6 protein-coding genes are annotated in these 12983 nt (G+C 61.5%); 3 read left to right on the top strand and 3 right to left on the bottom strand.

Features of this window, described 5'->3' with window-relative positions:
• Positions 1-209: 209 nt before the first annotated feature.
• Positions 210-428 carry a DUF2970 domain-containing protein gene (locus ACY4LX_RS16225; protein ID WP_149658168.1) on the top strand — a complete coding sequence of 73 codons (219 nt, stop codon included), beginning with the start codon at positions 210-212 and terminating at the stop codon, positions 426-428.
• Between the two features lie 7 nt (positions 429-435).
• Here ACY4LX_RS16225 and ACY4LX_RS16220 read toward each other — a convergent pair whose 3' ends face one another.
• Entirely contained in the window at positions 436-1509 is a 1074-nt protein-coding gene (locus ACY4LX_RS16220; RefSeq protein ID WP_463260545.1) for an ABC transporter substrate-binding protein, read from the bottom strand.
• A 523-nt stretch (positions 1510-2032) separates the two neighbouring features.
• Between ACY4LX_RS16220 and ACY4LX_RS16215 the strand changes: the two genes are divergently transcribed.
• Both ACY4LX_RS16215 and ACY4LX_RS16210 read left to right on the top strand, forming a co-directional pair.
• Positions 2033-3691 (top strand): nitrite/sulfite reductase, encoded by a 1659-nt coding sequence (locus ACY4LX_RS16215; RefSeq protein WP_463260544.1) that lies wholly within the window; start codon positions 2033-2035, stop codon positions 3689-3691.
• Complete coding sequence (locus ACY4LX_RS16210; RefSeq protein ID WP_149658171.1) at positions 3675-4169, top strand: DUF934 domain-containing protein; 495 nt, start codon at positions 3675-3677, stop codon at positions 4167-4169. The genes ACY4LX_RS16215 and ACY4LX_RS16210 overlap by 17 nt, the downstream gene beginning before the upstream one ends.
• A 59-nt stretch (positions 4170-4228) precedes the next feature.
• Here the strand turns inward: ACY4LX_RS16210 and ACY4LX_RS16205 are convergent, their stop codons facing one another.
• Complete coding sequence (locus ACY4LX_RS16205) at positions 4229-8038, bottom strand: dermonecrotic toxin domain-containing protein (protein ID WP_463260543.1); 3810 nt, start codon at positions 8036-8038, stop codon at positions 4229-4231.
• A 17-nt stretch (positions 8039-8055) separates the two neighbouring features.
• Positions 8056-12906, bottom strand: coding sequence for a dermonecrotic toxin domain-containing protein (locus tag ACY4LX_RS16200; RefSeq protein ID WP_463260542.1), 4851 nt, complete (start codon positions 12904-12906; stop codon positions 8056-8058).
• Positions 12907-12983 lie beyond the last annotated feature (77 nt).

Genomic DNA, 12983 nt, shown 5'->3' with positions numbered 1-12983 from the left:
TTGGGACGCGGAGCGTCCCGGGCTGCATTCCCACGCAGAGCGTGGGAACGATCATAGATCCCCTGTAGGAGCGAGGCTTGCCCGCGAAGGCGGTGTGTCAGTCAGAGAAGATGTTGACTGACGCACCGCCTTCGCGGGCAAGCCTCGCTCCTACGGGATTCGCGTCAAACGTCTATGCTTGCCTGACACACAAACATGACGAGGGATTTATGGACGATCCAGTCGACAACAAGCCGCCAACCTTATGGCAGATGCTGCACAGCGTCGTGGCCGCCGCATTCGGGGTGCAGAGCGGGAAGAACCGTGCCCGGGACTTCAGCCACGGCAAGCCGAGTCATTTCGTGATTCTGGGGATTTTGTTCACGGCGGTGTTTGCGCTGTCGCTGTTTGGCATCGTGAAACTGGTGTTGCTGCTGGCGGGGGTTTAACGCCGCGTCAGCGCATCAACGTTTGCAGACTGAACGGATAGCGATAGGAGGTCGGCCGCCCCTTGGCCGATAACTGCCGGAAGCTCACCCCGAAATCCGGCGCATCGCCCATGGCCAGCAAACGCTTGGCCTGGGCCTTGTCGATCAGTTGCAACAACGGAATCTGCCGGTCACGGCCACCGTACTGGTCCAGCTCCACGCCCTGATCGATATCGTGCAACTCCACCATCGCCCAACCGCCCAGGGTGAAATGCCCGCCGAGCAACACGCTCAAGCGTCCATCAACAATGGCTTTCAATGCCTGCGGTGAGGTATTGAAGGCGCTGAACCATCCATCCTGGCCCGGCGTGCCGCCCGTCTCCGCAAAGGCCTGCATGGCGCCGAACGCCATCTCATCATTGGCCGACCACACCAGCGTCACGTTCGGGTAGCGCCGGAACAGCAGTCGTGCCTGCTCATACGCGCGTTCACGGGTCCAGCCGCTGTAGACCAGTTGGCGCAAGCGTACTTCCGGGTGTTCGGCCAGGGCGCGCAGCATGCCTTTTTCCCGCAGTTGCGCCGACGGGGTGATCTTCAGCCCGGAAAACGCCAGCAGCTCGATGGATTGCCCCGGTTGCACGGGCGGATGCTGGCGAATCAGCGCCTTAAGCATCAGATAGCCGCCCTCCTCGTCGTTGGGCACCAGGCTGCCCACGCGGTCCGGGCGATTGCCCAGCAGGCTCAGTTGATTGTCGGTCAGGGACGCATTGACCATGAACAGCTTCACCCCGCTGCCTTGGGCCAGGCGCAGGATTTGCGGGGCAACGTATTGTTCGTTGGCGAAGACCAGGTAGTCCGGCCGATCAGGCCCTTGCAACGCGGTGCGGGCCTGGGCAATCGTCAGTTCGGGCATGCGTTGGGAATAGAGAATCTGCAAGTCCATGCCCAGATCCTTGGCCGCCGCCTGCATGAATTGCGAATAGCTGATCCAGAACGCTTCCGTCGTGCTGCCAGGATTGAGAAACAGCACCGAGGCCGCCTGGGCACTGGATCCGAGGACCGAGCCAAGCGTCAGCAATACAGCAAACAGAAACTTCAACATTAATGGTCCGAGCCCCGGAAATTCGCCGCGCATTATAGCCAGCGAACGCCCGCAAAACGGGGGATTATTCCGGTTTTGTCTGACAATCCGTCGCAACCGGGCCCGGACGGTGCCGCTATTGGTGACTGACCCAGAACACTGCTGTTCCTACAACCAGGATGATCAGGAACAAAATCGCCCACGCATCGACGGTACTGTCGGTTTTCCTTGCTTTGGTCGGGTTGCTCATTGCATCGCCTCTTGTCGGTTTTATCGGTGATTGCATAAAGACTCGACCACAGTAAAGACGACGATTGCCCACACCACAAATACGGGTTTAGTAATAACGGTTCTCGTTAGTCGTTTTGGTTCTTTACATATACTCAAACATCACTTTTGCGCATAACTGCAAACTGGTATCTTGCCCCGGCTCCGTAGGGAGTGCGCGGCCGTGCGCGCAGAATTGCCGAGGCAGTATCGGAAACTTCAGCAAGCGAAAAACGCAACTGGAACCGACCGGCCCAAGCCTGAGAACAGGACTTATATGTACGTATACGACGAGTACGATCAGCGGATCATCGAGGACCGCGTCAAGCAGTTCCGTGATCAGACCCGACGCTATCTGGCAGGCGAGCTGAGCGAAGAAGAATTCCGCCCCCTGCGCCTGCAAAATGGCCTTTATATCCAGCGTTTCGCCCCGATGTTGCGGGTGGCGGTGCCTTACGGCCAACTGACTTCGCGCCAGACGCGAATGATGGCCAAGATTGCCCGCGACTTCGACAAGGGCTACGCCCACATCAGTACCCGGCAGAACGTGCAGTTCAACTGGCCGGCGCTGGAAGACATCCCGGACATCCTCGCTGAGCTGGCCACCGTGCAGATGCACGCGATCCAGACCAGCGGCAACTGCCTGCGCAACGTCACCACCGACCAGTTCGCCGGTGTCGCGGCCGACGAGTTGATCGACCCGCGTCCGTGGTGCGAAATCGTCCGTCAGTGGACGACGTTCCACCCGGAATTCGCCTACCTGCCGCGCAAGTTCAAGATCGCCATCAACGGTTCGACCTTTGACCGTGCGGCCATCGAAGTGCATGACATTGGCCTGGAGCCGGTGCACAACGCTGCGGGCGAACTGGGTTTCCGCGTGCTGGTCGGTGGCGGCCTCGGTCGTACCCCGGTGGTCGGCGCGTTCATCAATGAGTTCCTGCCATGGCAAGACCTGTTGAGCTACCTCGACGCCATCCTGCGGGTCTACAACCGCTACGGCCGTCGCGATAACAAGTACAAGGCGCGGATCAAGATCCTCGTCAAAGCGCTGACCCCTGAAGTCTTCGCACAAAAAGTCGACGCGGAAATGGAGCACCTTCGCGGTGGCCAGACCACGCTGACCGAAGCCGAAGTGCATCGCGTGGCCAAGCACTTCGTCGATCCGGACTACAAGGTGCTGGAGAACCAGACCGCCGAACTGGCCGCGCTCGACAAGGAACACCCGGGTTTCGCCCGCTGGCGCACCCGCAACACCCTGGCCCACAAGAAGCCGGGCTACGTGGCCGTCACCCTGTCCCTGAAGCCAACCGGCGTTGCGCCGGGCGACATCACCGACAAGCAGCTCGACGCTGTGGCCGATCTGGCTGAGCGTTACAGCTTCGGTCAACTGCGCACCTCCCACGAGCAGAACATCATTCTGGCCGACGTTGAACAGTCGCAACTGTTCGCGATGTGGGGCGAGTTGCGCGAGCAAGGTTTCGCCACGCCGAACATCGGCTTGCTGACCGACATCATCTGCTGCCCAGGCGGTGATTTCTGCTCCCTGGCCAACGCCAAGTCGATCCCGATTGCCGAATCGATCCAGCGTCGTTTCGACAACCTGGACTACCTGTTCGACATCGGCGAACTGGACCTGAACATCTCCGGTTGCATGAACGCCTGTGGTCACCACCACGTCGGCCACATCGGCATCCTCGGGGTGGACAAGAAAGGCGAAGAGTTCTACCAGGTCTCACTGGGTGGCAGCGCCAGCCGCGATGCGAGCCTGGGCAAGATCCTCGGCCCGTCCTTCGCCCAGGAAGCCATGCCTGATGTGATCGAGAAGCTGATCAACGTGTACATCGAACAACGTCACGAAGATGAGCGCTTCATCGACACCTATCAGCGCATTGGCATCGACCTCTTCAAGGAGCGCGTCTATGCAGCGAATCATTAAGAACAACGAAGTCGTCGACGAAACCTGGCACTTGCTGCCCAAGGATTTCAACATCGACGAGATCAGCAACTGCGACGACCTGATCGTGCCGCTGGCGCTGTGGCGCGAACACGGGCGCATGCTCAAGGCCCGCGATGGCGGCCTGGGTGTGTGGCTGGACGCCGATGAAGAAGCCGAGGAAATCGGTGACGACGTGGACAACTTCCAGGTCATTGCCCTGAACTTCCCGGCCTTCACCGATGGTCGTAACTACTCCAACGCCCGTCTGCTGCGTGACCGTTACGGTTTCAAAGGCGAACTGCGGGCGATTGGCGATGTGCTGCGCGACCAGTTGTTCTACCTGCACCGCTGCGGTTTCGACGCGTTTGCCATTCGCGCCGATAAAGACCCGTACGAAGCCCTTGAAGGCCTCAAGGACTTCTCGGTGACGTACCAGGCCGCGACTGACGAGCCGTTGCCGCTGTTCCGGCGCCGCTAAGTCGCCGTCACTGAAAACCTTGAGCCATGACCGTGGCTCAAGGTTTTTTTTCGCCTGCGTTAACGTTCGGGCAACGGCGTGTTGAAGGCAGCGACCCGAGCTTCCAGATGCTCGAAACTGGCGAATGGATTGTCGCCATCGGTGGCGGTCCACTGCACATCTTGCAGGACATGCTGACGCAGCGGCGGTGACGTATCGAGGGCATCGAGCAGATGCCAGATGCGCTGTTGCAGCGACGGGTAATTCACCCGGAAGTCTGCACTGCGTCGGATCATGTCCAGCGTGCCAAACAACCGTTCACTGCCGGGCAGGGTCGCCAGGTGTTGCCAATGCTGGATCGCCCTCGCCTGCTGTTGGGCTGAAAACCCCGTCAGCCACGCGTCAGGCTGGGCGAAATCGGCGTTTGGCGCGGCCATCCACACATTGATCCCGGTCTGTTGCCGGTGCTGAACGATCCAGCGCAGGCTGTCTTCATCGGTGATCGGGTTGCCTGCCAGCAAGAGCCTGCTCCCCGCCACCGACTGCTGGCGCACGGCGGGAGGTATTCGCGCAATCTGGTTCTCGCGCAAGTCCAGAAGCTCCAGATAGGGGCGGTCCAGGACGCCCACCGGGCACACGCGGATCCCCGTGGCCCGCAAGTTCAGACGACGCAGCGCGGTCAAGTGCACCACCACCGGCGGCCTGCCCAATGGATTGACGCGCATGTCGAGGGCCACCAGGCGCGACAACCCGCTCAGCGCCCCGGCGGTTGCCTCGGTCAACACCAGGCCGGTTTGACTGAGGTCCAGGTGCGTCAGCTCGGTCAATTCCCCGATGGCCTCAGGCCAATGGCCCACCCACTGCATCCCCGGGCCGGGCTGGTGCAGGTCGGTGCCGCCCAGGTCCAACACGCGCAAGCGTGGAAAGGCGCGCAGAAACGGCGACAGGCTCGCCGATTCGGTCAACGAGAAGCTGGTCATGCTCAGCTCCACCACCTCCGGCAGCGTGACGTTCAAGGCGGGCAGGCTGTGGAAATGCTCGAAGTCCATTTCCAGGCGAAACCCGACAAACTCACCGTTGTGGTAGACCCGACTGGCCGCCTCGCCCTGCCCCCGCCACAACCCCTCCAGCTCGGTGGCCAACTCCAGGCGGCTGCGGCGCTCGAACTGGATGGCATCGGCGATCCGCGCATCGTTTTCCGCGTCGATCTGCTCTTCGTCCATGCCTTCGGCCTCAGGCTCTTCGGGATCCAGCAGATCGACGTCCATGTTTTCCACATCAACGTCGACCTGGCCGATCCACGCCGCCAGGTCGACCCGCAATTGCCGCAATTGCTGATTGAGCCGGGCCAGTTGCGTCTGGGCGTGCTCGCCCCATTGGTCCAACAGCGTGCCCAGTTCTTCGTCACTCAGGCTGGGGTAGATTTCGCGGATTTGCAGCTTGGTGATGGTTCTGGAAAAGGCTTCGCCCTGGGCCGTGGACGGAAATCCGCCGCCGCGCAGGCCATGACTGTCGAAGGTCAGGCCCGAGTCCATGCGCTGCAAACCCAGTTCCAGCTCGGCGCGCGGGCGCAGCTCAGCACGGATGCGCGTGCGTAGATCCTGCAATGCCTGATCGGCGCGCAGTCCCAACGCAGCACGCTGTTCCTGGGACAAGGCATTGAGCAATGCCTGGTGAAAATCCACCGACTGTCCCGCCGCCAGGCCCTGGTAGCGCGTGCCCTGCCTGATCAATTGACGGGAATATGGCGCGCCCTGCGGGCCGATGCTGTCCAGCACTCGCCCCACCGCGGACTCTTCACAGACCTCAAGCCGAATCCCGATCGGCCAACCCGCCAACCGTTCCAGGGAATGCAGGGCCAGCACATCGCTGTCGGGGTTTTCCACCGACGCCAGGTACAGGCCTTCATAGGCGCGGGCCACGCGGACATGAAATTCGTACTGCCGGGCCTTGCCACTCAATTCGCCCAGCACCCGCTTGGCCTCGGCCAGGGTGTGCGGTGCGCGGATATCGATGCCGGCGCGCTCCAGCATCTGCTCGATCGCACACTTGGGCAAACCGGGGTATTGCGACTGGAACAGGCGCACCCATTCATCTGCGAACTGTTGCAGCGCGGCATAACGCTCACTGAACTGCCCGACACGGGCGTTCCGAGCTTGCTCGGCCTCGACCGACCCGCCGGGCAAGCGTTCGAGGGCCTGTTGCAGGTCCTGATCGATGCGAAAACGATTCAGGGTATCCACCAGGATCGGCGAAGGTGGCTGCCCCGCCTGCAACAGCCCCAGCGCATCCGGATCCAGCCCGCAGACCCGACCAATCTGTTGCAGCACCTCATTGCTGAAGGCCGAGGCTTCGGGAATAAACGCCCGCAGACGGGCCGGCACAGCGCTGACGTGGGCTTCGACCGGGTTGGCGACGTGCTCAACTGTCAGCAGCCGCTCCTCGTCCTTGAGCACCGCGCCGGCCTTGATCACCGGTAAAGCGTTGAGCAACCCGAACACCGTGCGCCCGACACCCGCCCAGCGCTCGTCCGTGGTCTTGCCGTGCACCGCCTCGTCGAGGCCATAACCGGCATCGATCAGGCCCGCCAGCGCCAGCAAGCCCTCGCCTCCCGGAACAAACAAAGCCAAGGGGGCGAAGCGTTCGATCCACTGCACCACGGGCTCGACCACCGCGCTCAGGTTGTCGCGATTGACCTGGGCGTCGTCGCGGATGGTGTCGACGCTGGCCTGGGCAGCGGCCTTCATGACCTTCACCCACTGGGCAAACGGGTCCTCGGTGGTGGGTCGCACATCAACGCCGATATAGTCCTCAGGAGGCCAAAATCCATCGTTGTTGAAAAAGCCGTGGCCTTTCTTCAAGCGATATTGCCGGGGCCAGGTGACCATGCCGGCCAGCGCTGTGCGCACGCCGGCATGGAAGGTGCCGTCCTGTTGATCGTCCTCGGCAAAATGGGCCACGAACGCCGTTTTGCGCTTGGCATCGCGGCCGATCTCGATCACCCATTGGCACAGCGTCCGGTGATCGGCGAATTCATGGAATGGCGAGGCATTCCCCGGAATGTAGAGCAGCCGTCGGCCACTGTTCTTGTCGCGGAAACAACCTATATCGCTGGCGCTGTACCGGTAGATCGACAGGCGCCCGGCCTCCACCGATGACGGCATCGGCGTTTGCGCTTGCACCTGCGCGAGCGTCAGTTGGCCCCAGGTCTGTCCGGGATCGAGTCCGGCAACGCGTAACGCCAGGCCGAGACCCTCGCGGCTCAGGCTGCGTTCCTGATATTGCAGCCACGCCGCCATGATGAACGCCAGTTTCACCGAGGTCCGCAATGGATAAGGTGCGGCCGCCAACAGGGTCTGGTCATCTGGCCAGGCATTGGCCACGTACGCGGCATATTGGGCCTTGAATGCCAGGGTCCAGACCCACTGTTTGAACGCCGCCGGTTGCAGCGCCAGTTGGGTGTCGGGCCCATAGACCTGCGGTTCGGTGATGCGGTAGATCCCTTCGTAATCGTCATAGCTGCCGTCGGGGTTGATCGACGCGTCGATCTCGACAATGCGCACCTGCGGCCCCACGGTTGGCGGCGTGTACAGGCCGAACGCGGTTTCACCGAAACGCCCGGCCCCCACTGTCTGGTAATTGTTCAACAAGGCCTGGACCAGGCTTTGCGACAGGCGCACCCGGCCCTGATGCACAGAACCTTGCGCCGGATAGCCTGAAAAATCGTAGTTGAGGTCCACCAGCACCGCGTTCAGGGCTTCGTCACCCCAGCGTTGCTTGATCAGGTTGGCCGCGTATTGCGCCGCCGTCAGCGGCAGGACCTGGTCCGGCGCCAGGCCAGCCCATAAGGGCTGGCCGGCGCTATTGATGTGTTGTTCGATCGTATTCATCAGCATTCCTTGCTCGATCAAATCTCAGGGGTGCCGGCCAGCTCCGGCACGGCCGCCACCAGGGACAATCCCGGGCTGTGCACCAGGGCCTCGGCGGTCAGGCGACGGATCAGCGCGGTACGCTCATTACTGAAGTTACTGACGATGGCGTCCATGCTTTGGTTGAACTCGACACGGGTGTAGTGCAATCGACTGTCCAAATGCTGGAACGCCAGCGAAGCGCGAATAACCGTGTCGTCGAACTCGGCCCGATGAGCCATTTCCAGGTACTCGACCCAGAAATCCTGCTCCGCCATCCAGCCCAGCAACTGTGGGGTGTGCTCCAGTTTCACCACTTCGGCGTACACCCAGTCGAGGGTTTGCGGAATCACCTCCACCCCCAGGCTGAAGTTCACCCCTTGCGGCTGCCCCGGCAGACTCAAGCGCTCGGCCAGCCCCACCCGGAAGGCCAGGCTGACCTCCATGGCTTGTTCGAAGGTCACCGGCTCGGTACGGTTGCGCGCAATGATATTGCTCAGGGCCAGGCGCTCGACCTCCTGCAAGCGGAACAAACCGCGGACCAGTTGCGTCATCTCAATCTCCTGGGTGGGCCCGTAGAGCCTGGCGACCTCTAACGCGCGGTAACACAGCACACGAGTGTGCAGGTTGCTGAACAACAGGGAATAACCATCGGCACTGACCCGCCCGATATTGGCCAGGCGGAACAGCGTCCGGCGCAGCGCGCTGTCTTCCGCGGCCGCCTCCACCACCTCCCACACCCGCTGGCTCAATGAGCCGTAGACCATGCGGAAATCAGCGGTGTAGCGCAATCGGGCCAGCAACAGGAAAAACGGCTGGGAGTCCGGGTAAGCGTAAACCGCACTCCACAACGCTTGCTTGAACACCCTGTCGACTTCCGTCGCCCCGGTCAGCCAGGTCGAACTCATGGAGACGTCCATGAGGATGTGTTGCAGTTGCTCCAGATGCCCCTGGGCGATGAGTCCCAGGCTGATGTCAGTGATCTGTTGAAATTCGGTCAGCCGCTTCACCGTATCGGGCGTCAACGGATTGCCGGCGATATCGGTGCCCATATTCAAGGTGCCCGGCGCAGAGTAGACGTCCTCCGGGATCACGCTGATGCGGTTATCGCGCAGGTCCAAGCCCCGCAGTTTCGGCAGGCCGCTGGCGCCCTTGGGCCATTGACTGATGCCGGTGCCGCGCAGTTCCAGGCGTTCCAGCAGTTGCATGCGCGAGACATCGGGCGCGCGGGTCAACGTAGGGTTGGCGCACAGGTTCAAATGCTTGAGGCGCGTCAGGCTGGCCAGTTCGGTGACCGAGGCTTCGGTCAGGTGGATGCGGTTTTCACTCAGGTTCAGGATTTCCAGGTGCGCCATGCCGCCAATGGCCTGCTGCAGCCGGGTCAGGCCGTTACCGACCATGGACAGGCGTCGCACGGATTTGAAGTTATGCAGGAAGCTGTTCAACCCGGCGCTGGCGCCCACGCGATCCATCACCAGCGTGCCCACATGGGCGAAATCACCAGTGATCAGCGGCAGCTCGCCGATTTGCAGGGGTGGCAACGACAATTCATAGAGCCGGCCGTCCAGGGTCAGCATGCTGGGAGTTTCCCGACGCCAGCAGCGAATGATTTCTTCCGCCGCCCGGGTCTTGGCCAGGGTCGTGACTTTCAACCTCGGACCGTCGGCGCCCTGGTACCAGGTGTCGCGACTGATCCAGTTCTGCAGGACCTGTCGGATGGAGGCGAACTCCAGCCTCAGGCCTTCGAGTTTTCTCAAGGCCAGCACGTTGATCGGGTCCAGGCCGGCGAGGAACAGATCAATCTGCTCGAGGGAATGGGTGGGATACAGCTCCTGCGCACGACGGACCAGCGCGGCGGGTCGACTCATCGGTGCCAAGGGTTGCGACGGCATGCTGCTCGACGCGGTGCTCTGCAAGGTATCGGCCAGGCGCATCGGCGAGCGGTAGCCCAAACGCATGGCCTCAATGCCCAGGACATGCGCCGCGCCCCCTCGACGTGCCAGCGCTTGTTCGGTGATCTTGTGCCGCAGCGCCACGCCACGGTCCGCCGTCTGCACGCCCAACGCCGTGCGGCGCGTCATCGACATCCCCTCCCAGAGCGCCTGGAAATAATGCTCGCGGGTTCGCCCCGGCAGGTAGCCGAGCAAATTCGACTCCCCGTCCCGGACCTCATAGCGGTCAGCGTGGGCATTCATCCGTATCTGTTGCACGGCGGTGTCCACGCCGAGGGTGGCCATGTCTTCGGTGTAGAACGACCACTCCAGCACTTGCAGGTAAATATCCGCATCCCAGCCCGGCAGGTGCTTGAGCGCGTCAAACACCAGCCGATCAGTGTCGATGCCCCCCACGGCATCCAGATACAACCCCTCATACGCGCGGTTGACACGCACCACGTCCCGGAAACGCCGGGCCTCTTCCGCCAGGCGCAGCGGGACCTTGTCGGCGTCAAGTTGATTCAATTCACTGGTATCGGCATAGCGCACCAGTTCATCCAGCACGCTGAGTGGCAGATCGGGATAGCGCTTGCGCAAGGGCATGACCCGCGCATCTGGCGCCGGCACGCCCCGTTGGTAGACCCAGTCAAACAGCGACGCACGCCGCAGATCCGCCTGCTCGGCCAGTTTGCCAAGCAGTGCCGCGACTTGGTCACTGGCCACGGTCGAGGCCGAACCCAGCAGGCGCTCCCGCTCGGCAGCGCTCAGGCCCGACAACAGCTCTGGATAGAATTGCCCCGCGCGCACTTTGTCCAGGCTCAGTTTGAGCGGCTTGAGCACGCCGTCGGCATCGGCGGATGCATAACGATTGACCGTCTGTCCCAGGTCGTCGAGAACATGGATCTCGGTCTGCGCCGGCCAGTTCCTGAGGCGGGTCAGTAGCTGCAATTGCAGTTGCGGGTCTGCCTTGGCGCCCAATGACGCGTCGTTCAATTGCTCGATGAACTGGATCACCACCTGGTCCGCCGCAAAGCGTCGAACGGTGTCGATCAACAAGGCCGGAGGTGGCGTGCGATCAATCAGCACCCGGCTCAACACCCGGTTTTCGATGGCGCAGACCGACAGGATTTGCAACGCCCTGGCGTCGGGAATGTCCTGCTCCGAATACCCCAGGCGGCGGAACAGGGTTAACCGATCCCACTGCGCGGGCAGCTCGGAATCATGTCGCCAGGCCCCTGCGTCATTGGTCTCCAGTCGAGGGGAGTAGCGTTCGCTCACCCCCGTCCCTTCGATTTTCCACAGCCCCGAATCCGCCTCGGGACGGACGGCATAAAGGTCCTCGCCCAATGCCAGGTAAGCCTTGTCTTCGAACCAGCGCAGGCCTCGTTCATCGGGCTTGAGCCAGGCTGGCAGCTGCATGTTGAGCCGATACGGGGCCAGGTCCGGTTTCCACAGGCGCATCTGGCCTTTGGGGGTTTTCACCTGCCACAGGTTTTCGACAAACTCGGCACTGCGGACCTTCTTGAACGTCATCCGGGTCGCCCCGGCGCCAGTGGAAAACGCCGCCATCACCACCAGGTTTTCCACGGTGTCGAAGAAGTAGTCGCTGGCCTGCTCCTGCTCCCCCGCCGCCCAGCTTTCCAGGCCGTGGTACACGCCGTTCAGCAACTCAAGCGCGGAAACCGCCATCAATACCTCGCCCAACACCGGGATAAACAAGGCGCCAAACATCACGATATCCAGGCCAATGGTCTTGTAGGTGTCCAGCCGCGCGAGGCGGGTTTTCTCGTCTTCATCGTCGGTGGGCACCACCAGCAATCGCGCATCGGCCATCACATGCTCGGCGCGCTGGCGGTAGAGGTCGGCAAACAGGTCTGCGGAGCCGGCAAGGGTGGTGACCGGCACGGACTCGCGCTGGTAAGGTTGCATCCATTGGCTGGCGGGTCGCAGCGTTCGACTCGACAGTGCCGCTTGCAGGCCGGCCCGGTCGCCCAGCGCGACGAACCGCAGTAGGAAGGGTTCAAACGTCTGTTTTTTGAGGCGCTCGCCGAGTTCGACTTCCAGCGCCCGGACATTCGGGTACTCCTTGAGCGGTTGCTCGGTATCACCGGGCATAAACAGCACGCATGGATTGTCGATATACGTGCCATCCCCCACCGCAACGATCAACATCACGCCCTGAAGCTTGTAGCCGAGCAATTCCAGGCCCTTATAGGCAATGGAATAGTCGTCAAGCTTGATCGACGGTTGGTTAGTCACCACCTCGCCAAGCACCTTGAACATCTTGGCACTGATGTGTTTTTTCATCAGGGCAATGTGCCGGTCCACATCGAAGCAGCGCCGGGAATGCGCCATGCACGCGGTACGCACAGGGCCGGTTGCAACCGTGGGTTCAAATACACGGTTGAGGTGCGCCTGGTATTGCTTGCCCAGGTCCAGGTTGCGACACAGTTGAGCGAACTCATGGGGCTCGATCCCCAGTACTTTATTGGCGGTACCGTTAATACGTTCCGGCTGATAGATCAGTGACTTCACATTGTAATTATCGACCTGGGTTTCACTGACCTCGAAGTTCTCGCACGCAGCCGTCAACAAGTCCCGATCGATGGGCAAAATCAGTTTCTTGCGCAGCCCGAAGAAACTGGTAGTCGAACGAATATGCTGAAACACCACGCCCCTGATATCCACGGCCTCACCGATTTTATCGGCCATGGCCTTTGCCAGTAACGGCGTGCAGAACTGTTGCGGATTCTTCAGGACGGCCATCGCCTTGACGGCGTTGGCCCGGGAACGCTGACTGGCAACGATGCTGGCATGCAGCCCCGTGCGCGCCTCGCTGCTGGCCTGAGCCAGCCAGACAGGAATGGGACTGCCTTTGAACAGTTCGTAAAAGACACCTTGTTGTTCAGGTGTCATTTCTATTGGAGCGTGAGTCGTTGTGGTGGACGACGATGATGTTAAATCCGAAGACATGAACTTATTACTCTTTTCAC

It is taken from the genome of Pseudomonas sp. Emmai (genome assembly GCF_055179735.1).
Note: the sequence above shows the minus strand (reverse complement) of the source record. Positions and strands in the feature narration are given on the sequence as shown.

Coding starts and splice junctions, on each gene's coding strand:
- ACY4LX_RS16225 (WP_149658168.1), top strand. CDS start 210: ATGGACGATCCAGTCGACAACAAGCCGCCAACCTTATGGCAGATGCTG.
- ACY4LX_RS16220 (WP_463260545.1), bottom strand. CDS start 1,509: ATGTTGAAGTTTCTGTTTGCTGTATTGCTGACGCTTGGCTCGGTCCTC.
- ACY4LX_RS16215 (WP_463260544.1), top strand. CDS start 2,033: ATGTACGTATACGACGAGTACGATCAGCGGATCATCGAGGACCGCGTC.
- ACY4LX_RS16210 (WP_149658171.1), top strand. CDS start 3,675: ATGCAGCGAATCATTAAGAACAACGAAGTCGTCGACGAAACCTGGCAC.
- ACY4LX_RS16205 (WP_463260543.1), bottom strand. CDS start 8,038: ATGAATACGATCGAACAACACATCAATAGCGCCGGCCAGCCCTTATGG.
- ACY4LX_RS16200 (WP_463260542.1), bottom strand. CDS start 12,906: ATGACACCTGAACAACAAGGTGTCTTTTACGAACTGTTCAAAGGCAGT.